Annotated in this window: 20 protein-coding genes; 14 read left to right on the top strand and 6 right to left on the bottom strand. The window is 69.4% G+C overall.

What is annotated here, in order from left to right; genetic code table 11:
• The first annotated feature begins 12 nt into the window (after positions 1-12).
• The 9 genes from ACIQGV_RS20625 (at position 13) to ACIQGV_RS20585 (ending at position 11,295) form a co-directional block, all read left to right on the top strand.
• A complete protein-coding gene (locus tag ACIQGV_RS20625; RefSeq protein WP_402496504.1) occupies positions 13-669 on the top strand; it encodes a hypothetical protein in 657 nt (218 codons plus the stop codon).
• A 41-nt stretch (positions 670-710) separates the two neighbouring features.
• On the top strand, positions 711-1,688 hold the full coding sequence (locus ACIQGV_RS20620; RefSeq protein ID WP_402496503.1) for a hypothetical protein: 978 nt from the start codon (positions 711-713) through the stop codon (positions 1,686-1,688).
• Positions 1,689-2,591: 903 nt separating this feature from the next.
• Positions 2,592-3,422, top strand: a complete 831-nt coding sequence (locus ACIQGV_RS20615; protein WP_402496502.1) for a hypothetical protein — start codon at positions 2,592-2,594, stop codon at positions 3,420-3,422.
• A gap of 14 nt (positions 3,423-3,436) precedes the next feature.
• Positions 3,437-4,711, top strand: a complete 1,275-nt coding sequence (locus tag ACIQGV_RS20610) for a PE-PGRS family protein (RefSeq protein ID WP_402496501.1) — start codon at positions 3,437-3,439, stop codon at positions 4,709-4,711.
• A gap of 68 nt (positions 4,712-4,779) precedes the next feature.
• Positions 4,780-5,367, top strand: coding sequence for a hypothetical protein (locus tag ACIQGV_RS20605; RefSeq protein ID WP_402496500.1), 588 nt, complete (start codon positions 4,780-4,782; stop codon positions 5,365-5,367).
• A 29-nt stretch (positions 5,368-5,396) separates the two neighbouring features.
• The gene (locus ACIQGV_RS20600; protein WP_402496499.1) at positions 5,397-5,657 is read left to right on the top strand and encodes a WXG100 family type VII secretion target; all 261 of its coding nucleotides are present in this window, start codon (positions 5,397-5,399) and stop codon (positions 5,655-5,657) included.
• Between the two features lie 33 nt (positions 5,658-5,690).
• Positions 5,691-10,163, top strand: coding sequence for an FtsK/SpoIIIE domain-containing protein (locus ACIQGV_RS20595; RefSeq protein ID WP_402496498.1), 4,473 nt, complete (start codon positions 5,691-5,693; stop codon positions 10,161-10,163).
• Positions 10,164-10,355: 192 nt separating this feature from the next.
• Positions 10,356-10,631 (top strand): WXG100 family type VII secretion target, encoded by a 276-nt coding sequence (locus ACIQGV_RS20590; RefSeq protein WP_402496497.1) that lies wholly within the window; start codon positions 10,356-10,358, stop codon positions 10,629-10,631.
• Between the two features lie 67 nt (positions 10,632-10,698).
• Positions 10,699-11,295: a hypothetical protein gene (locus ACIQGV_RS20585; RefSeq protein WP_402496496.1), complete on the top strand. Its 597-nt coding sequence runs from the start codon at positions 10,699-10,701 to the stop codon at positions 11,293-11,295.
• On the opposite strand, the gene ACIQGV_RS20580 is transcribed toward ACIQGV_RS20585, so the two are convergent.
• Both ACIQGV_RS20580 and ACIQGV_RS20575 read right to left on the bottom strand, forming a co-directional pair.
• Positions 11,292-13,157 carry a protein kinase gene (locus ACIQGV_RS20580; protein ID WP_402496783.1) on the bottom strand — a complete coding sequence of 622 codons (1,866 nt, stop codon included), beginning with the start codon at positions 13,155-13,157 and terminating at the stop codon, positions 11,292-11,294. The genes ACIQGV_RS20585 and ACIQGV_RS20580 overlap by 4 nt on opposite strands.
• A 78-nt stretch (positions 13,158-13,235) precedes the next feature.
• Entirely contained in the window at positions 13,236-14,084 is an 849-nt protein-coding gene (locus ACIQGV_RS20575; RefSeq protein WP_402496495.1) for a menaquinone biosynthetic enzyme MqnA/MqnD family protein, read from the bottom strand.
• Positions 14,085-14,374: 290 nt separating this feature from the next.
• Here ACIQGV_RS20575 and ACIQGV_RS20570 point away from each other — a divergent pair, with 290 nt between their 5' ends.
• A complete protein-coding gene (locus ACIQGV_RS20570; protein ID WP_067240544.1) occupies positions 14,375-14,578 on the top strand; it encodes a cold-shock protein in 204 nt (67 codons plus the stop codon).
• A 116-nt stretch (positions 14,579-14,694) separates the two neighbouring features.
• Here the strand turns inward: ACIQGV_RS20570 and ACIQGV_RS20565 are convergent, their stop codons facing one another.
• On the bottom strand, positions 14,695-15,261 hold the full coding sequence (locus ACIQGV_RS20565; RefSeq protein WP_402496494.1) for a helix-turn-helix domain-containing protein: 567 nt from the start codon (positions 15,259-15,261) through the stop codon (positions 14,695-14,697).
• Between the two features lie 70 nt (positions 15,262-15,331).
• Between ACIQGV_RS20565 and ACIQGV_RS20560 the strand changes: the two genes are divergently transcribed.
• From ACIQGV_RS20560 to ACIQGV_RS20550, 3 genes are read left to right on the top strand one after another with little or no spacing between them, the layout of a single operon-like run.
• Positions 15,332-16,024: an AzlC family ABC transporter permease gene (locus ACIQGV_RS20560; protein WP_402496493.1), complete on the top strand. Its 693-nt coding sequence runs from the start codon at positions 15,332-15,334 to the stop codon at positions 16,022-16,024.
• Positions 16,021-16,335: an AzlD domain-containing protein gene (locus ACIQGV_RS20555; protein WP_402496492.1), complete on the top strand. Its 315-nt coding sequence runs from the start codon at positions 16,021-16,023 to the stop codon at positions 16,333-16,335. The genes ACIQGV_RS20560 and ACIQGV_RS20555 overlap by 4 nt, the downstream gene beginning before the upstream one ends.
• A 42-nt stretch (positions 16,336-16,377) precedes the next feature.
• On the top strand, positions 16,378-17,025 hold the full coding sequence (locus tag ACIQGV_RS20550) for a class I SAM-dependent DNA methyltransferase (protein WP_402496491.1): 648 nt from the start codon (positions 16,378-16,380) through the stop codon (positions 17,023-17,025).
• Between the two features lie 3 nt (positions 17,026-17,028).
• Here the strand turns inward: ACIQGV_RS20550 and kstD are convergent, their stop codons facing one another.
• Both kstD and ACIQGV_RS20540 read right to left on the bottom strand, forming a co-directional pair.
• Positions 17,029-18,801 carry a 3-oxosteroid 1-dehydrogenase gene (gene kstD, locus ACIQGV_RS20545; protein WP_402496490.1) on the bottom strand — a complete coding sequence of 591 codons (1,773 nt, stop codon included), beginning with the start codon at positions 18,799-18,801 and terminating at the stop codon, positions 17,029-17,031.
• A gap of 62 nt (positions 18,802-18,863) precedes the next feature.
• Complete coding sequence (locus ACIQGV_RS20540; protein ID WP_402496489.1) at positions 18,864-19,415, bottom strand: DUF6817 domain-containing protein; 552 nt, start codon at positions 19,413-19,415, stop codon at positions 18,864-18,866.
• 207 nt (positions 19,416-19,622) lie between these two features.
• On the opposite strand from ACIQGV_RS20540, the gene ACIQGV_RS20535 reads away from it, so the two are divergent.
• Complete coding sequence (locus ACIQGV_RS20535; protein WP_402496488.1) at positions 19,623-20,573, top strand: LysR substrate-binding domain-containing protein; 951 nt, start codon at positions 19,623-19,625, stop codon at positions 20,571-20,573.
• Here ACIQGV_RS20535 and ACIQGV_RS20530 read toward each other — a convergent pair.
• Positions 20,534-20,872, bottom strand: coding sequence for a DoxX family protein (locus ACIQGV_RS20530; RefSeq protein ID WP_402496487.1), 339 nt, complete (start codon positions 20,870-20,872; stop codon positions 20,534-20,536). The two genes, ACIQGV_RS20535 and ACIQGV_RS20530, sit on opposite strands and share 40 nt — an antisense overlap.
• Between the last annotated feature and the right edge of the window lie 13 nt (positions 20,873-20,885).

Genomic DNA, 20,885 nt, shown 5'->3' with positions numbered 1-20,885 from the left:
GGGGAGTCCACTGTGAAGCGCCGAACTTTGCCCGTTGCTGTCGCGCTCGCGGCATCCGCAGCGCTGCTGCTGACCGCATGCGGCGGCGGGGAGAACAAATCCGATCCCAACGACAAGATCGCCGGAGTCGGCGGCGGCGATCCGACCGAGTCAGGGTCGGTGTCAGCGAGCCCGACACAGGACGTCAGCCGTCCGGATCTGTCCCTGCCGGGTGATGTCAAAGAAGACTTCGAAGGCTGGAAGACCGGCGTCGCCGCCAAGGACGCAATCCTCTCCGACGCCGGCCGCTCCATGACGGCGGTCAACCGCGCCATCACGGACGGCGATGTGAATTCTCCGGCTCTGACCTTCTACTACAAGGGCGAAGCATTGGCCGGGGCCGTGCAGTGGGTGCAGACGTTCATCGATCACGATGCGACGATCACCGGCACCACGCGCTACTACTCGCCCACCGTAGATCTGTCGGGCAAGACGACGGCAGCAGTGACGCTCTGCGCAGACGAGAGCAAGGTCTTCAACAGGTTCAAGAAGACGAACAAGGTCGACCGGAGCGCCCCCACGAACACCTCGTACGTCTACTACATCAGCCGCCTGGAGCGGAACTCAGAGGGTGTGTGGGTAACGAGCAAGGTCGTATCGAACAGGGGGAGCGAGAAGTGCATTCCGTAGGGACTTCCAGGAAACGCGTCATTGTCGCTCTCTGCCTAACCGTGAGCGCATCCCTTGCCACAGGGACTGCACACGCGGAGACGGGGTTCGGTGGGTCACGCGGCGGCAACGGTGCCGGTGGCTCCAAGGGCCGCACCATCACCTCTCAGGTCACCTTCGACACATCCAAGAACGGCAGCGGAGGTTCGACCGGGACGCTGGCTCCTGTGGGCAACTATGACCCGCCCGCCTGCTGGTACGAACCTCAGTGGACACCGGAGGAGTACGAGAAGGAGTTCGAGCGTCGCTGGAACGTGGGACATTTCAGCGGTGCCGCAGAGGCGTACGCCGCGGACAAGTCGCGCTACATCGAGGGCGATCCCTACAAGAACTTCAACAAGGACAAGTCCGGTGAAGGGATGTTCTGGGGGACGGTCTACGACTGGAAGCGCCTCGAGGGCGATGACTACTTGGCCTGCAGTCAAGCGGACTTCTGGGTCGACAACGGCGACGACCCTCCGGTAGAGAACGCCATCGACGCGGAGACACTGGCCAAGCTCGCCTACAACGAGGTCCAGGTACCCAATACCGAAGTGACCCTGGCTCCGGAGGGTACGTCGAAGGTCAACCTCCCCACATGGGCCTGGCTGGACAAGGCGGACTTCCATGAGGTCTCCGTCACAGCAGCCCTCAACGTGGGCGGTTGGAACCTCTCAGCCACCACGACAGCCAGGCCCAAGTCGCTGAAGCTGGAGCCTGGCACCGCCGACGCCACCACATTCCCCGCTTCCGGCGAATGCACGATCAACGCAGACGACTCCATCGGGGCGCCCTACACCAGAGGTAAGACTGACGAGACCCCGCCGTGCGGCATCACGTATCTGCGCTCGTCCGGCGGCAACACGTACAAGCTCAAGGCCACCGTCACGTGGGAAATCACCTGGAAAGCGTCCAATGGTGAGGCAGGAACGCTCCCCAACGGCACCTTCGGCAACGACCAAGATGTCATCGTCCAGGAGATCCAGTCGATCAACCGGTGAGGAGTAAGGAGGGAGCCGGCTACCTGCTGGTCGGCAGACGAACGAGAGGCGTCAGGAGCATAAGTGGCGTCACGTTCGAGTTGCAGCACGCTGCATCCGTCAGCGGGAACCGCGGGGAGATCTTGTCGTGGGTCAGCCAGGTGAACGGCCAGATCCTGAAAGGGCGTCCTCCTTCCTGCATTCCGTTCCGCGTAGCGCAACTGGCTGAGCGGATCGGCGCCAACACACCGTCCGTCGTCCTCGACGTACTGGGGGGATCAGACAGGCTCGCCCAGCTCCTCGGCGGACGGCTGTGGGCCTGGGGAAGCCAACCTCCTCGAGGTCGGCAAGAACGCAGGCACTGCCGCGCGGGTCGCCGGGGCAAGCAGGTTCGGGGCCTTCGCCTCCGGGGCCGGTACGGCTCTGCGGACAGCCGGGTGGGGCGGGCTGCGGGTGTGGGCGGCAGCGCCGTCGCCACAGCCGTGGGTGGCTTCGATGTCCATCAAGAGGGCAACCCTGTCGACGCCTTCAACGGAGACAAGGCGGGATACGTCGCGAAGGTATCCGGCGTGGCCTTATACGCCTCGCTCATCGCCGCGAGCGAAGGCGCCGGGGCACTGATGGACGGGGCGAAGGGCGTCGGGAAGGCCACCGGCGGCTGGTTCGACTGATGCCGCGCCAGCCCTGTTCGCCAGGGAGTTCGCTCTGGTGAAACCGCGAACCCCACCGATATCGTCAGATACATCGATGGAGCTTACGTCTCACGGGGGGACCCCAATGTGCAGCGCCACACTTTGCTCGTCACCACCGCACTCGCGGATCCTACGGACTTGAACGCGGCCCCACTTGTCGCACCGTCACAGGTGAGCTCACCGCCCGCCGTCCATGAACCTCGCCCGCAGACCGTAGGAGAGACTGAACAGCATGCCTTCGTTCGACAGCTCCCGAGGCCGCTTCAAGCTGGCCGACCGTCACATCGCAGTCTTCGCCCACCTGCTGGACAAAGAGACGCCGCCTGCCGAGCTCTACCACTCACTGGGTGAGCTTCAGCAGATCGGCCTCGTCGGCCCCGAGGGTGAACTCTCCCCTCTGCTCCGTGAGCTCCTGACTGCTCTGGCCCGCCCCTTGATGGTCATCCAGGCCGAGGTCACGGGCCAACTCGGTGCCCTCACCCATGGTCTGGTCGTGGGACAGGACAGCGTCTTCTCCCATGACGCCTGGCCCGGAGAGGAAGAGTCAGAGTACGTTCCGATCGAGCCGCAGACCCTGGTCTGGGAGATGGCCCGGAAGGTCAAGCTGCGGCGCGTCGAACTCGACGATTCGGAGATCGCGGGGGTCTCCGAGATCACGACGACGATGGGCGCGCTGGACGAGGTGTTCACCGCTCTGGCCGACGAGGCCGACGACGAAGAGGCCGTACGGACAGCTGCCCTCAACGCCCTCACCGGTGCGAGCGACCTTGCTGAACCGCAGCGGTCCGCGCTCGTCGAACTCGCCCTCTCCCTCGACTCGACCTGGCGCATCACCATTGCGTGGCAAGGCAAACAGCAGAACCAGGCCGTGCGGAGTATCGCCGTGTGGGACTGCGGTCACCACGGGTACTGGGTGCGCACTCAGCCCCAAGAGCCCATCCAGGAAGGCCAGGTAGGTCCCGACAGCACCCTGACGGTCGCGCGCTCCAGCGCCGGCGAGATCTGGGACAACCTCGCCGATCTCCTCCCCGACAAGGAAGATTTCGCCGACCAGAGCTCGTAGCAACGGGGGACCAAATGCGGAATGTCAACCCTGACGACCTTGACCAGCTCGCCAAGCTTCTGGACGGAAAGGGCGGCCTGTCCGACAAGCTCACCGAGGCATTCACACGTGCTTCGACGCTGGGAGTCTCCGGCAAGCTGGCCGTCATCAAGCCGATGCAGACATGGGCCACGGAAACTCCGCCCGACCTGCGGAAGCGGGCGGGTATCGCACGGGAAGACCAACTCTTTGAGCGTGGACACCGGGAAACATACAGCGACTGGCTGATGCGCATTGAGGCCCACTACCTCGCGAAGGTTCCGGGCCTCAGCCAATTTGGCGAGAAGGGTATCGAAACCCTTCTGAAGGATGTCTCGGATGCAGCCACTGTCGTGAAGATCGGAGGGGGTGGCTTGTTCTATGCCGGCGTCCTGGCGAAGAACATCTACCAGAACTCCTGGCACAGTGGGCTGCTGCGCGCTGCGGTAGACAGGGGATGGCTCACAAACGCTGCACGGTCGCTTCCAGCAGGGCAGCTGCGCAACCTCGCTGCGCCGGGGAGCTGGCTCCCCGGCCAGCTGGGCAACGCGTTCAGCAGGAGCACCACCTATCAGCGCATCAGCCGAATCCCCTTTACGGCTACTCTTCGTGCTGACTTGCTCGGCCAAGGCTGGAATCGACTGCGAGGTCTCCCCGGCGTTGGTCGCCTCTTCTCGAACGGCGCCGTGGATGCCTTGGTCGGATCCGACAAGCTGGCCAGGGCCTTCGGTGGAATTTCTCATTCTGGCGCAGCCATCACCCGGGCCGGCCACGCGAGCCTGCCAGCAGTCTTTTCCAAGGCAGCCAACGTTCAGCGGTTCGCCAACAGCATTCCCGGCGCTACCAAGGCTTCTCCATGGCTTGCCGGTCTCAAGACCGCAGGCAAGACCGCAGGCGTCATACGAGTTGGCGGCATCGGCCTCAGTGCGGTTGCAACTGGAGTGAGTTTCGCGAACGTCGTCGCTCAGGGGAATCCGAAGGATGCCTTCAAGGAGAAGGGTGCCGGATATGTCGCGGACGTCGCAGAGGTGGGCTTCAATGCGTCGCTGACTGCTGCGATGATCGCCCCGAATCCGGTCACTATCGGCCTGACCGTCGGCACCGGCCTGGTCTACGGCGGGGCAAAGATCGTGGAGCACTGGCCCGAGATCAAGGCTGGTGCCGGCAAGGCGGTCGACTGGGCGGGCGACAAGGTGTCAGAGGCCAAGGATGACTTTGTCAGTGGTGCGAAGAGCGTGGCGAAGGCAGCGAACCCGATGAACTGGTTCTGAAACGCTCACCCAAGTGGAGCTCGCTGAAGCGGGCCGTCCAGGGCACAGCACCGTTGAATGGAAGCACGATGACTGAACTGAAATTTGAACTCAAGCCATTCCTCACCAAGAAGGAAGCAGGTAGAAGTGGCACAGTGGGTGACTTCGGCGAAGTAACCCTCAGCTACCCGCGCAAAAAGTGGTCTGACACAACCGAAACCCGGATCGAACTCCGACTTCACGGCGAGTCGATTCCCGAGACTACTTACCGGTCGCATGGCAGAAGTCAGCCCACACTCAAGGACCCGCTACTTCTGCTGGACGGAGTCACCGTCGACCTCGATTTCAACATGCGTGCCTTCAGGGCCAGGGCACGCGCATTGAAACTCACCTACCATGAGCGCGCATACGAATACGTCGTCACACGAGCCAAGAAGGTTGGCACCCTGCGACGCGCTGGAGCAGAAATCACGACCACACGCGCGAAGAATCCAACGGGAAAGGGATTCAGTACCTTCGGGTCTGCAGCGGGGGAAGTAGATGCGATCGACCTTGCCCTGGCCATCGTCTTCGACGAGGTCGACACATTTGACCTGACCGCCTTGGGTGCGACAGCCTCGGCTTTGAACAGAGTCCGTAATTTGGCCAGCTCGCACGACTCGGCCTCTACGGACTGAACTCCCCAGCCAGACGAGAAGGAGAAGGTATGGCGAACCCAGAAGTCCAAGAACTGACGGAGCGAGCCGCAAAGCTGAGGAGTCTCGCGGAACACATCGAAAAACTTACTGACTCACCGCACACATTTTCAACGGTCACCATGAAGAATTGGTCCGGCCCCCATGCGGACCGGATCCGCGGCGACTTGAGGAACTGGCGGACAAAGTGTGGAAGTGTCGCGGAAGCGCTGCGCGACGAGGCCACCGCCTGCGACAAGTCCGCGAAGGACCTCAGAAACCCCAAGCCCTGATCCAGTCCCTGCCGGGCCGAGAGGAAGAAGAACATGCGAGTCCTGGTGACGGTCCTGCGGGAAGGCACAGACCCGCGCGACACATTGGTCACCCTGGAAGTGGGAGCAACGACCGGAGATGTGGCTGCTTGCCTGAGCGGCGCATCCGCCTTGCCCAGCGGTGACCGGTTGGGACTAGAGCCCTCGGTTGTCGTTCCTCTCCTTGGACCGGGGGGCGTCGGCTCGCGCACGACTCATGTTCCTCCCGCTGCACCTACGTTGTGGGTCGACGGGCAGAGTTACGAACCTGAGGCCCCTGCCGCGGCCGTCCTCCGCGACGGCGTACGGGTCACCACCGACGATTCGATCGGCCCCTTCATGCGCCGGGGCGAGCCCGACGGCCGGTACGAGCTCCGCGTCTGCGGTGGGCCGGGAGCCGGCCACATCGCCCGGGTGCAAGTGGGCGTCGCCACCATCGGCTCAAGCCGGATATGCACCCTGCCGATCGATGATCCCTCTCTGCCCGCCACCGCTCTCAAGCTTTCTGTCGGCATCGACGGGACCGTCACGGTCCATCCCACCGAAGACGCCGCAATATCGTTCGACGATGCTTCGGTCGAGGTCCATGCAGGAACCGAATGGCCTGTCGGGGCCACCGCCAGGATCGGGGACTCCGTGATCCGGCTGTGCGAGCCGGAAGCGCCCGATGCCCACCTCTCTGCGACCGACGACGGCGGCTACGCGTACAACCGCCCCCCGCGCCTCTCCCCTCTGAGGCAGCGACCACGACTCGTGGTCCCCGCCGAACCCGTCAAGGGTGAAGGTGCCCGCCTTCAGCTGATCGCTGCCTGTATCCCGGCGCTGTTCGGCTTGGTCACTTACTTCATGACCAAGCAGGTGTACACCCTGCTCTTCTGCGCCATGAGCCCACTCATGGTGATCGGGTACTGGGTCAGTGAAGCACGGCATGGGCGGAAGCGGCACCGCAAAGCGGTAAAGCAGTACAAGAAGGAAAGCGCCGAGTACGAGGCCACACTGCAGGACCTCTGCAAGGCGGACCAGAGTGCGCGGCGCGAAACCCACCCCGACCCGGCGGAGTTGCTGCTCTACGCCACTGGCCCTCGGCGACGGCTCTGGGAACGGCGCATCGTCGATCCTGATGTTCTGCAGCTCCGCGTCGGCTTCGCGAACCTTCCGGCGGAGATCGAACTGCGCCCCGCCAAGGGCGGGAGCCTTGAGGACGCGCCGCAGCCACCCGACGTCGCGGATGTCCCCGCGATCGTTCCTCTCGCCGAGCTGGGGGTCGTCGGCATCGCTGGCCAGCGGCAGTTCGGACGGGCCATCGCCCATTCGCTGGTCGCGCAGTCCGCGATCCTGCACAGCCCTCGTGACCTGTCGCTCGTCGTGCTCTCGTCGGCCCCTGATGCCCAGGTGTCTTGGGACTGGGCTCACTGGCTGCCGCACACCGCACCTCAGCTCGGTCAGGACTGCATCTCTCTCATCGGATCCGAACCCGAAGTCGTCGGCCGCCGCATCAATGAGCTTCTCACCGAACTCGAACGCCGCAAGAGCGGCTCCCAGAACTTCGGTTCAAGCAATCAGCTACGTCCCGACCAGTTCGTTCTGATCGTCCTTGACGGAGCTCGCCTCCTGCGTCGTGTGCCCGGCGTACCGCAGCTTCTCCAAGAGGGCCCCTTGCACGGGATGTTCGCCGTCTGCATCGATGAGGACGAGCGACTGCTGCCCGAGGAGTGCAAGGCGGCGATCAGTGTCGTGCCGGATCGCGCCCATCACGTGCGGATCAGCGGCGGCGGCCTTGAGACCAAGGGCGAGGTGCTGGCCGACCAGGTCACGACTGCCTGGTGCGAGTTGGTGGCCCGTTCTCTTGCCCCTGTCCGTGACGTGAGCCAGGACGACGCGGACGCCGCATTGCCGACTTCTGCTCGTCTGCTGTCCCTCCTCGGCCTGCCCGACCCCACGGGTGCGGATGTCGCGAACATCTGGCAGCGGGGTGGTTCGACCACCGCCGCGCCCATCGGCATCGCCGCCGACGGGCCGTTCGTGCTGGACATCAAACAGGACGGCCCCCACGCCCTCGTTGCGGGAACCACGGGTGCCGGAAAGTCGGAGCTGCTCCAGACCATCATCGCTTCGCTCGCTCTGGCCAATCGGCCGGACGCTCTCAACTTCGTCCTGATCGACTACAAGGGCGGCAGTGCGTTCCAGGACTGTGCCCGGCTCCCGCACACCGTCGGCATGGTGAGCGATCTGGACGCTCACCTCACCGAGCGCGCGCTCGCTTCCCTGGCAGCCGAGCTCAAGCGCCGGGAAGAGATCCTCTTCGAGGTCGGCGCCAAGGACATCGAGGACTACAACGACACACGGAAGCTGCGCCCCGAGCTGGACCCGATGCCTCGACTCGTCCTGGTCATCGATGAGTTCGCCTCGCTCGTCGCGGAGCTTCCTGACTTCATCGCAGGTCTGGTCGACATCGCTCGGCGTGGCCGATCCCTCGGAGTTCACCTGATCCTCGCCACACAGCGGCCAGCCGGCGTCGTGAGCGCGGACATCCGTGCCAACACGAACCTTCGCATCGCCCTCCGGGTAACCGACGGGGCGGAGTCCTCGGACGTCATCGACGCGCCGGACGCAGGATCCATCGCCAAGTCCACTCCCGGACGGGCCTACGTACGATCCGGCGCTCAGTCGCTTACCGCCGTCCAGTCTGCCCGGATCGGTGGCCGACGGCCCGGCATCGGAACGGATCGCCCGAAGGTCACCGTGAAGTCCGTCGCCTGGTCGTCATTCGGGCGGCCCGCACCACGGGTGTCGGAGGGAGAGGACGACGGCACGCTCGTCACCGATTTGAGCCTCCTCGTCGATGCCATCCGCGGCGGAGCGGAGCAGATGCGGTTCGGCTCCCAAAGAAGCCCCTGGCTCGCGCCGCTGCCGGACCAGTTGTCGCTCGCTGATCTCCCGGACAGCGCAGTAGCCTCACAGGGCAACCAGGACGTCCCCCCGATCCGCCTAGGTCTGACGGATCTGCCGGCCCTGCAGAGTCGTACGGCGCTGGCCCTGGATCTCGTGCACGGGGAGCACCTCATGCTGGTCGGAGGCCCCCGCTCCGGACGTTCGACGGCCCTGCGGACCCTCGCAGGATCCCTTGCCGCCAGCACGTCACCGACGGACGTCCACCTCTACGGCATCGACTGCGGCGCGAACGCCCTGCTGCCTCTGGCCAATCTCCCGCACTGCGGTGCGGTCGTGACACGCGATCAGCCGGATCGCGTCCGCCGACTGCTCGGCCGACTGCTGGCTGAGATCTCGCGTCGTCAGCAACTCCTGGCCCTGGAAGGACTCTCGAGCGCCGCAGAGCAGCGCGCCATCGCCGCGCCCGAGGACCGACTCCCCTGGATGGTCCTCCTGCTCGACGGCTGGGAGGGTTACACGTCGGCACTCGAAGGCGTCGAGTACGGCCGGCTCGTGGAAATGGTCGTGAAGGTCTTCCGAGAAGGTGCCGCGGTCGGAGTGAAGGTCGTCATGACCGCCGACCGCAGCGGATTCAGCGGCCAGGTCTCGCCCGCTTTTGCGGACAAACTGGTCCTGCGCCTCACCGACGCCAATGAGTACTCGCTGGCCGGCTTGTCCAACCGGGAAGTGCCAAAGAACATGGCGCCCGGACGCGCGCTCCGCTTGACGGACCACGGCGTGCAGGAGACCCAGATCGCGCTGCTGGCGCCTGAGCCGTCAGGACAGGCACAGGTGGCGGCCCTCCGAGACATCGCGCAGGAAGCTCGTCGAGTGCACGGTGTACCGCCCAAGAGTCACCGCCCGCTGCGCGTTGACGAGCTTCCCGTGCGCCTCACGGCAGAGCAGGCGCTGGCTCTCGATCCGAACTTCGCTCCGCCGTCCCCGCTCTGGGCCCTTGTCTGTGTGGGAGGCGACGAACTCGAGCCGATCGGAGTGGACCTGGAGGAGTCGGGTCCGGGTTTTGTCATCGCTGGCCCCCCGAGGTCGGGCCGTTCCACAGCCCTGCTGGTGGCCGCGCGAAGCCTGCTGCGCAACGACGTGCCCCTCGTCCTGGTGACCCCGCGGCGCTCACCGCTGCGCGCCCTTGAGGATGAACCCGGCGTACTGGGCTTCCTGACCACGGACAACTCGGAACGCGACCTGAAAGAATTGCTTCAGCGCGCGGAGGGGCGGCCCTACGCGGTTGTGGCCGATGACGCCGACATGCTGTACGACACCGATCTGGACCGCGCGTTGGAGGACGTGGCGCAAAGCGCCAGGGACGGCGGCGTCGGCCTCCTCGTGGCGGGCGCCACGGACACCTTCAACTCACAATACCGAGGCTTTGTCGTGGAAACACGTCGCTCGCGTCAGGGTCTACTCCTCTCGCCCCAGAGCGCTTCCGACGGCGAGCTGTTCAATGTCCGAGTGCCCACATCCGGGGAGGGCCCGGTCGGCCGAGGCATCCTCGTTCGTAGCGGACAGATGATGCCGGTGCAGGCGATCCTTGATGAGTGATCGCTGGGCTGTCTGTCGAAGCGTGGCCGTTCCTCCCCGGCAACGAACGCCCTCAAGAGGTCACTATTGCAACGGCGTTCGCCGTGTATCAGGTCTGCAACCGTACGAAGGCAACTTTTCTGAGCAACAGCCGGTGCGGTAGCGTCCTGTGCGACAGCAGAGGTCTTTGCTTTGGTGACACGGGGAGGACAGATGGCCGGCGACATCGATCGCGGTGCAGGACTCGACAAGCTGAAGACGCTCTACGAGGCGTTCCAGAAGAAGGAAGGCGAGGTTCGCGACCTGATCCACCTGCTGGACGGTCAGGCGAACAACAGCCACGGCTTCTGGAAGGGCCCGGGCGCAGACCGGTTCCGCGATGAATGGCGTGACTTCAAGCCGCAGATGACCCGGCTCGCCGACTCCCTCGGTGACGCCCACAAGTCTGCCAAGAACAGCCACGACAGGATCGAGCAGGCGACGAACTGAGCGTCGCTGGCGACGACCTGCAGCGGGCGCCTCTTCGAGAGGTGTCCGCTGCATTTCGTTGGGGGGCATGGTGGGAGGTTCGGCGAGGCCGGGACGCCGGAGGGCGGCACCCGCGAGCCTGCGTCACGAGCGCCGGCGGGTACGGCTGCCGCGGCCGAAGGAGCGGGACGGCGGTTGTCTCTTCTTCTGCCTGATGTTCCTCGGCGCGCTGGCGCTCGTCGTGCCGGTCGCCGCCGGCGCCGTCGCCTGGGGCGAGACGGTCTGGGGCGAGATCGCGGCGAAGTGGCCGGGCAGGGGCTACGGACTCGCCGCAACCGTGGGCGCACTGGTGCCCTTCGCCCTCGCGGCCTTCGTCGCGCCGCTCACCCGGATGAACTGGAGCCGGAGCAAGGCGCGTTCGCTCGCCTGGGCGGGAGCCGCGCTGCCGGGGCTGCTCGTGTGCCAGGCGCTCGGCTCCGTGATCTCCGGGGTGCTGCGGCCGAGGCGCCGCAGGGACTGGGGCTCCGTCTGCCACAGCGAGGGCCACCCCTGCTGGGTGCACATCCACTACCCGTGGGTCTGGCTCGTCGGTCTGCTGGTCACGCTCGCCGTGACGGCGCTGCTGGTCACCGTCCTGGTGAGGTACGTGGCGCCGCGCACGAAGCGGCTTCCCGACGATGCCTAGTCGACCTTCGACATCCGCGCCTCCGGGTTGCCCGACTCCGCGCTGTCCGACTCGTACGTCAGGTCGTCACCGGTGGGGACGAGGCGGACCGTGGTGAGGGCCGGGTTGCAGCCCGCGTGGTTGCCCTTCGCGCCCACCGAGTCGGCGACGAGCTGCTTGTCCGTGACCTTCTTGAGCGTCAGCACGTCGGTGCAGACGCCGCCCGCGATGTCGGTCTGCCGCAGCCGGCCGATCTCCTCGCCCACGGCGGCCTGCCGGACGGTGATGCGGAACGTGCCGATGGGCAGGTTGCCTTCGAGGGCCGTGCCCTGTCCCTCCCAGGTGCCGAGGTAGCGGGCGGGGACGCCGGTCGTGCCCTCGGCGGGGTCGGGGACGGGCGGGGAGGAGGACAGGGACGGGCCCGTCGCCGAGGGGTGGGCGTCGTCCTTGCCCGTGCCGCCCGCCGTGTCCCGGTGCCCGCCCGGCAGCAGGTCGAACACGAACACCGACCCGATCGTCACCGCCGCCAGCGCACCCGCCACCGCGAGGACCACGGTGCAGCTCAGCCGTCGCCCGCGCCCCGCGCCGCCCGGCACGGAGTCCGCGAGGACGCTGACGGAGAGCTTGCCGCGCCGGTCGTCCGCCGCGGCCCCGGCGCCCGGCGGCGTGCCGGTCCCTCCCGGCTGCCCCGGTACGACGGGCTGCCCCGGTACGACGGTCGGGACGGGGCCGCTCCCCGGGGGAGCGGCCGCGGGGACCACCGCGGAAGCCGCCACCGGCGTGCCGGACGGCATGACAGGCGGAGGCCCGAACACCCCGGGCCCGGAGGCCGGGAAGGCGCCGGACCCCGGCAGCGGATGCTCGCCCGGCCCTGCGGAGCGGGGAGCCCCGGACGGCAGGGACGGCGTGCCCGTGGCGTCCGGCTGCCCCGGCACGCCCGGCGGCGGACTCCCGAAGCCCACGGGCCCGGACGGTGTGTCCCGGTCGGCGGCGTCCATGTTCAGCAGCCGTACCGCGCTGCGGCTGACCCGCTCCACCACGGCGCCGGGCAGCCAGCCGCCCGCGACCAGGCGGGCCGCGCCCTCGGGGGCGAGCCGCCGGGCCACGTCGCCGGGGGCCGGACGGGCGTCCGCCTCCTTGGACAGACAGGCGGCGGCGAGGTCGCGCAGGCCGCCCTCCAGCGTGCCCAGGTCGGGTTCCTCGTGGACGACCTTGTAGAGCAGCGCGGCCGAGGAGTCCCCGGCGAAGGGCGGCTCGCCGGTGGCGGCGTAGACCAGGACCGCGCCCAGGGAGAAGACGTCGGCGGCGCCGGTGACTCCGTGGCCGAGGATCTGCTCGGGCGCCATGTAGCCGGGCGAGCCGACGGAGACCCCGGTGGAGGTGAGGGACGCGGTGCCGTCCGTGGCGCGGGCGATGCCGAAGTCGATGAGGAGGGGCCCGTCGAGGGTGAGCAGCACGTTGGAGGGCTTCACGTCCCGGTGGACCAGGCCCAGCGCGTGCACCGCTGCCAGTGCCTCGGCGAGGCCCGCGCCGAGTGCCCGTACGGAGTGCCCGGGCAGCGGGCCGCTGTCGGTGACGGCCGCGGTCAGGGACTGCCCGGCGGCGTACGCGGTGGCCACCCACGGCACCGGGGCGTCGGGGTCGGCGTCCAGGACGGGTGCCGTCCAGGCGCCGCCGACCCGCCGGGCGGCCGCCACCTCGCGGCGGAAGCGGGCCCGGAACTCCTCGTCGAGCGCGAAGTGCGGATGTACGATCTTCACGGCGACCGTACGTCCTCCCGCGCTGCGGCCCAGGTAGACCCGGCCCATGCCGCCGGAGCCCAGCCGGCCGAGCAGCCGGTAGGGCCCCACGACGGCCGGTTCGTCGGATCCGAGCGGTTGCACGGCGTCCCCCACGGCGTCCCCCTTCCCCCGTACGCCTTTCTGTCCGGAAGCGTATAAGCCCCGGGGGCCCCGGGCCGCCTAGGGTCGCAGCAGATCCACTTTCACGTCCGCCGGGAAGCCGGTCGTGGGGCCCACACGGCGGGCGAACTCGGCGACCGCTTCGAGCTGGGGGGCGCCGAAGCGGAAGTCGAGGGTGGTGAAGTACTGCTCCAGGACCTGCTCGTCGAACGCCTCCCAGCGGGCGGCCTGTTCGGCGACCTTGCCGACCTCTTCGAGGGAGAGGTTGCGGGAGGCGAGGAACGCCTCGTGGACCTGGCGGGTGATGTCCGGCTCGCGGTCGAGGTAGTCGCGGCGGGCCGCCCAGACGGCGAAGACGAAGGGCAGTCCCGTCCACTCCTTCCACAGGGCGCCGAGGTCGTGGACCTGGAGGCCGTAGCGGGGGCCGTCGAGCAGGTTGGCGCGCAGGGCGGCGTCGCCGATGAGGACGGCGGCGTCGGCCTCCTGCATCATCAGGCTGAGGTCGGGCGGGCAGGTGTAGTAGTCGGGCGTGACGCCGTAGCGCTCGGCCAGCAGCAGCTGGGCGAGGCGGACCGAGGTGCGCGAGGTGGAGCCGAGCGCGACCCGGGCGCCGTCCAGGCGGTCCAGGGGCACCTGCGAGACGATCACGCAGGACATGACCGGTCCGTCGCAGCCGACCGCGATGTCGGGGAAGGCGACGAGGTCGTCGGCGTTGCGGAGGAACTCGACGAGGGTGATCGGACCGATGTCGAGGTCGCCGCGGACCAGCCGCTCGCTGAGCTTCTCGGGGGTGTCCTTGGTCAGCTCGAAGTCGAGGAGCGTGCCGGTTCTCGCGAGCCCCCAGTACAGGGGCAGGCAGTTCAGGAACTGGATGTGGCCGACGCGCGGCCGGGTGCGAGAATTGTCCACATCGCGAGACTAGACCCCGGCGACGGGGGCCGGGCCTCCGACCCCCTGGGTCAACCCCTTCACCGGATCTTCAAACATCCGGGTGACGTGATCTTGACCTCTATTGCTTTCGGCTGCGCGCGTGCTAGGCTCGCCGCAAGTTGCAGTTTGGTTTCCCTTGCAGTACAGAGCCTGCGGAGCATGTGACCGCGGGCTCTCGTCGTTTTCAGACATATGCAGTTGTGCAGAATCTCGTCTTCACGGTTGCTGGTTCTGGAGCAGGGCAACCCTTTGAGCCCATAGGAGGGCTTATGGCTACCGGAACCGTGAAGTGGTTCAACGCCGAAAAGGGCTTTGGCTTCATCGCCCAGGAAGGCGGCGGCCCCGACGTCTTCGTCCACTACTCCGCGATCAACTCGACCGGCTTCCGGTCCCTCGAGGAGAACCAGCAGGTGTCCTTCGACGTCACGCAGGGCCCCAAGGGCCCGCAGGCGGAGAACGTCACCCCGGTCTGATCTGACCAGATCCGATCGAAACCGAGTGCAGTACCCAAGGAGCCCCGCCGCCTTCCCGGCAGCGGGGCTCCTGCCCTTTGCGGTCCTCGACGGCCGGGTGAATTCTCCGCGAATTCTCATACGTGCTGCATGATCAGCACGAAGCGGCTGCCGGGTTCCAGCGCCTCGTACGCGTGCGGGACATCCCCGCGATAACTCATGTAGTCACCCGGTCCCAGCTCCACGCTCTCACCGTGCGGACCGGCTTTCACTTTCCCCGCACCGACGACGATGTGCTCCACCGACCCCGGGATATGGGGCTCCGAGTCCCGGACGGTGCCGGGCTCCAGCCGGATGTCGTAGAGGTCGCGCCGCACGCCCGGCGGGCTCGCCGACAGCAGGGTGGCGACATAGTCGGCCTGTTCCGAGTGCACGGCCGGACCCTCCCCCGAGCGAATCACCCGGACGGCCGGAACCGGCGGTTCCACCAGGGCGCTGAAGGGCACGCCGAGCGCCACCGCCAGCGCCCAGATCGTCTCCATGCTCGGGTTGCCGCTCGCCGACTCCAGCTGGGACAGCGTGGACTTGGCGATGCCGGCGCGCTTGGCCAGCTCCGTCAGGGACAGGCCGACACGGGTGCGCTCGCGGCGCAGGGCGGCGGCGATCCAGTCGAGGGGGAGGCGGGGCGGGACGGGTGCCGACATCTTTGTTCGCTCCATCGGTACGGAACGTTCGCCTTGACGAACGGGGGAGGTTCTGTTCATTGTAGAAAACATGCGTTCGATGCAGCGAACAACACGAGCGGGGGCGGTGGACGCCGGCCTTCTGCGGGACGTGGCCCTCGTCTGCCTCGCGGGCGGGATCGTCGGGGTGTCCTTCGGGGCGATCGCCGTGGCGGGCGGACTGCCCGTGTGGGTGCCGGTGGTGATGTCCCTGGTGGTCTACGCGGGCTCCGCCCAGTTCAGCGCGGTCGGGGTGCTGCTGGCCGGCGGCGGTCCCGTCGCCGCGGCCGCCACGGGACTGCTGCTCAACACCCGCACGGCCGCGTTCGGTCTCGCCGTCGCGCCGTACATCGGCCGGAGCCGGCTCGCCCGGCTGGCCGGGGCGCACCTGGTGACCGACGAGACGGTCGCCTTCGCCCTCGCCCAGCGCGACCCCGAGCGGCGCAGGGCCGCCTTCTGGGTCTCGGGGGTCGCGCTGTTCGCCGTGTGGAACGCGGGCGTGCTCGCCGGAGCCCTGGCCGGAAGCGCCCTCGGCGACACCGCGCGCCTCGGCCTGGACGCCGCCTTCCCCGCGGTGCTCGTCGCCCTGGTCCTGCCGGCCCTGCGCAAGGACGCCGGTGTGCGGCGTGCCGCGCTCCCGGGGGCCGCGCTGGCCCTGGCGGCCACGCCGTTCGTGCCCGCCGGGGTGCCGGTGCTGCTGGCGCTGGCGGGTCTGCTGCTGCACGGCAGGGGGCGTACGGCGTGAGCGCGACCGTCGCCATGATCCTCGCCCTGGCCCTGGGGACGTACGCGTTCCGGCTGGTGGGGCCCGCGCTGCACGGCCGGGTGGAGATACCGGAGCGGGTCCGCGAGCTGCTGGCGGCCGGCGCGGTGGTCCTGCTGACCGCGCTGCTGGCCATCGGCGCGCTCACGGAGACCGCCGGTTTCGCGGGCTGGGCCCGCCCCGCCGGAGTCCTCACGGCCGGCGTCCTCGCCTGGCGCCGGGCCCCGTTCGCCGTGATCGTCCTGGCCGCGGCGGCGACGACGGCGGTCCTGAGGGCCCTGGGAGCGGAGTGACCCCGGCGGGACTGTCGGTGGGTGCCGCTACGGTTCGCCGTCATGACCGACCCCGACTTCCTCACCGCCACCCGCACCTTCTACGACGCCATCGCCGAGGACTACGCCGACCACTTCCGCACCGATCTCGCCGACCGGCCCCTCGAACGGGCCCTGCTCGCCGCCTGGGCCGAACTGGTCACCGGAACCGGCCCGGTGGCCGACCTGGGCTGCGGGCCCGGCCGGGTGACCGCCCGCCTCGCCGCGCTGGGGCTGGACGCGTACGGCCTGGACCTGTCGGCGTCCATGCTGGCGGTGGCCCGGCGGGAGAACCCGCACCTGCGGTTCGAGCAGGGCTCGATGCTGGACCTCGGTGTGCCGGACGGACACCTCGCCGGGATCCTGTGCTGGTACTCGTCCATCCACACCCCCGCGGACCGGCTCCCCGGCCTCTTCGCCGGCTTCCACCGGGCCCTCGCCCCCGGCGCCCCGCTGCTCGTGGCCTTCCAGGCGGGCGACGTTCCCCGCCGGCTGGAGCGCCCGTTCGGTCACCCGGTCGCCCTGGACTTCCGGCGCAGGCGCCCGCAGGACATGGCGGAGCTGCTGGCGGGCGCCGGGTTCGACGTGCGCTCCAGGACGGTCCGCGAGCCGGAGGAGGCGCTCGGCGAGAAGGTCCCGCAGGCGTTCCTCACCGCCGTGAAGCCCGTCTGACCGCTACGGGGCGCCCGCGGCGATGTCCCGGGCGGCGACGTAGCCGAAGGTCATGGCCGGTCCGATCGTCGAGCCCGCCCCGGCGTACGACCGGCCCATGACCGCCGCGCTCGCGTTGCCCGCCGCGTACAGCCCGGGGACCACCGAGCCGTCGGCCCGCAGCACCCGGGCCCGGGCGTCGGTCACCAGGCCCCCCTTGGTGCCGAGGTCCCCGGGCACGATCCGGAAGGCGTGGTAGGGCGGCAGCCACAGCGGTGCGAGGCAGGAGTCCGGCAGGACGGCGGGGTCGGTGTAGTAGTGGTCGTAGGCGCTGTCGCCCCGTCCGAAGTCGGGGTCCCTGCCGCTCAGGGCGAGGGTGTTGAACCGGGCGACCGTGGACCGCAGGGCGCCCGCCGGCACCCCGATCGACGCGGCCAGGGCGTCGAGCGTCCAGGCCCTGTGCGCGGCACCGGAGCCGTACCAGTCGGCGGGCAGCGGCAGCGCGGGGGCGACGTCCTTGAAGAGGTAGCGGTTGCGGTAGTTCTGGTCGGTGATCAGCCAGGCCGGGATGGCCGGGGCGGTCGGGTCGCGGTCGTACATGGTGTGCACGACATCGCTGTAGGGCGCGGCCTCGTTGACGAACCGGGCGCCGGACCGGTCGACCATCAGCCCGCCGGGCAGGGTGCGTTCGGCGAGGCAGAAGTAGGGCTGCCCGGACAGCGGGATCGCCGGGCCCCACCAGGCGTCGTCCATCAGCGCCAGTGCGCCGCCGGCCCGTTCGCCCGCCCGGATCCCGTCGCCGGTGTTCTCCTTAGCGCCGACGGTCCACTCCGTGCCGATCGGCTGCCGCTGGTACCGCGCCCGCATCGCCGCGTCGTGCTCGAAGCCGCCGGAGCCCACGATCACTCCGCGCCGGGCACGGACCAGGCCGGGTGTGCCGTCGCGGGTGACGACCGCGCCGGTGACGGCGCCCCTCTCCTGATACAGCTCGGTCAGCGGGGTGTTCAGCCATACGGGCACACCGGCGGACAGCAGACCGGCCCGCAGCCCGGCGGCCAGTGCCTGTCCCATCGTGAGCGGCTTCTGCCCGAGGAGGGCGGCCCTGGTGCCGCGGGCCAGACAGGCGGCGGCCACGGCGGCGCCCCTGGCGTTCACCGCGGCGAGCGCGAGCCACTTGTAGTCGGCGCTGAAGACGACCATGCCGGCCGGCACCGGCATGTACGGCGGGTTCAGCCGGGCCAGTTCGGCGCCGAGGAGGTTCCCGTCGAGCTGGTCGGGTTCGATCGAGCGGCCGTTCGGCAGGCCGCCGGGCAGCTCGGGGTAGTAGTCGCTGTACCCCTCCATCCAGCGGAACCGCAGCGGGCTGCGCGCCATGACGAGGGAGAGCGCGGCCGGTCCGTGGGCGAGGAACGCGGCCCGGCGGTCGGCGGGGACGTCCGGTCCGACGACGGCGGCGAGGTACTCGGCCGCCCGGGCGGGGGTGTCCGGCACTCCGGCGGCGAGGATCACCGGGTTGTTGGGGATCCAGATCCCGGCCCCGGAACGGGCCGTCGATCCGCCGAAGGTCTCCGCCTTCTCCAGCACCACGCAGCTGAGCCCTTGCGCGGCGGCGGTCAGCGCGGCCGTCATCCCCGCGGCGCCGGATCCCACGACGACGACGTCGTACGTCCCGAGCAGGGGCAGGTCGGCCGCCGAGGCGCCTTTCTGGAGGCCGGCGGCGACGGCCAGGGAGGCTCCCGCACCACCGGCGAGGACGCTTCTGCGGGAGGGCCTGGGCGGTTCGGGGCGCGCGGACATGGCGACTCCGGCCTGCTGGGGAAGGAGAAGGGGTGCGACTGTCGCGCGGGGGTCTTGTGAAGTCAAGAGTGCTGTGGCGCGACCCCGTCCCCGAGGACGGCGGCGCAGTCGGCCCAGGCCGCACCGCTCAGCAGCGGGCGCAGCCGGGTGAACAGCCGCAGCAGGTCGGGGCCCCAGCGCTCGCGGAAGCCGGGGTCCTCCCAGGCCAGGTCGAGCTCGTTGGCGGCGGTCAGTTCGGCGAGATCCCGCCGCAGGCGCGGTCCGGGGTCGGCCGCGCGGCCGGTGAAGCGGTCCCGCAGGGGCGACCCCGGTTCGGCGAGGACGGGGTAGGAGGCGGCGCGGTCGCAGCTGCCGTACGCGTAGACGATCTCCTCGGCCTCGGTGCCGATCAGGGCGGCGAGTTCGGTGCGCCGGCCGAGCGGGAGGAGGGTGGCGGGGAAGCCGTCGGTGCCGTAGCAGGCGTGGCAGAGCCCGGCCAGCAGCAGTTCCGGGCGGGCGCCCCAGCCCGCGAGACGCTGCTGCACGCGGTCGAGGTGGACGAGGAGGGTGCCGCCGGGGTGGGCGATGGACCCGGCGCCCAGCCGGCTCAGGAATGCGCGGACTTCGCTGGACACGGGCAGGCGTCCCTTCGTGACGGGGCCCCGGCCGGGTCGGCACCCGCTGTGCTCCGCCGCCCGGGTCCGGACCTCGGCGGGGAGGGGAGCGGGTTGCCGCCCTGGGCCCTGTGAAGATCCTGGTACGGGGACGAGGCCCAGTCAATCCTAAGTATTTGTCGCCAACTCCAAGCCGGAGCTTGGGTGTTGCCGGGTAGGGTCGCGCTCATGACTCTCGACGACCTGCGGGTGTTCGTGGCGGTGTGCCGGGCCGGAAGTCTCAGCGCGGTGGCGCGGGAGACCGGCTGCACCCAGTCGGCGGTGAGCCAGCACGTGAAGCGGCTGGAGCGGGAGACGGGCGTGAGCCTGCTGGAGCGGCTGCCGCGCGGGGTGGCCCCCACGGCGGCGGGCCGGGTGCTGGAGGCGGCCGCGTCGGAGGGGATCGCCGGCCTGGATCTGGCGCTGCGGCGGCTGCGGAACCTCGCGGACGGGGAGACCGGCTCGGTGAGGGTGGCGACGGGCGCGACGACCGTACGGCACTTCATGGCGGACGCGATCGTGGCGTTCCGGCGCTCGCACCCGAAGGTCAACCTGGAGTTCCGCACGGAGAGTTCCAGCCGGGGGTGCTTCGGCGCGCTCGCCGACAGCGATCTCGACCTCGCCTGGATCACGCTGGGCGCGCCGGTGCGGGGCATCGAGCAGCGGCCTGTGGTCGAGCTGCCGTGGGTGCTGGCCGTACGCCCCGACGACCCCCTCGCGCGGGAGGCGCAGGCCGACGTGCGGGAGCTCGCCCGGCTGACGGACCTGCGGCTGATCCGGCTGCCGCCGAACTCGACGTCGGCGGCCCATCTGGACGCGGCCTGCGCCGAGCTGGGGGTGCGGTTCGCCTTCGACACCGGTGTCGCCGACTGGGACACCGCGCTGCTGCTGGCCGAGCTGGGACTGGGCCGGGCGGTGGTCCCGGCCCGGCCGGGGCTGCCGGCCGGGGGCGAGACCGGCGGCGGCCGGCTGCGTCTGCTGCCGCTGCCCGGTCTGCGGCCCCTGCGGGTGGGCTGGGCGGTACGCCGCTGGGACGCGCTGCCCCCGGCGGCACGGGCGTTCGCGGACACGGTCGCGGCGGCCAGGACGTCCGGCCGCGCTCAGAGCAGCGCGAGCGAGGCCACCGCCGGAGCCGCGTAGACCAGCGGGAAGGGCACATGGGCGTACGAGCGTGCCCGCAGGACGGTGACCGCCGCGCCGGCGAAGTACAGCGCCAGTCCGGCCGCGGCCGCGATCCCCGCCGGCCGGACCGCGAGCCCGGCCAGGAGGCCCAGCGCACCGGCCGCCTTGGCGGCGGCGAGCCACGGCCACCAGGGCCGCGGGACCCCGTACTCGGTGAGCGGGCCGACGACCCACTCCTGACGGCTGTGGAGCGCCCAGGCGGAGAAGCCCGCCATGAGGGCGGCGAGGACGGTGACGACGAGGTAGGCGGTGGACATGCCGGGCTCCTGC

The organism is Streptomyces sp. NPDC093094 (assembly GCF_044754345.1).
Classification (GTDB): Bacteria; Actinomycetota; Actinomycetes; order Streptomycetales; family Streptomycetaceae; genus Streptomyces.
The sequence above is the reverse complement of the archived record's forward strand: the minus strand, read 5'-3'. Positions and strand labels throughout refer to the sequence as shown.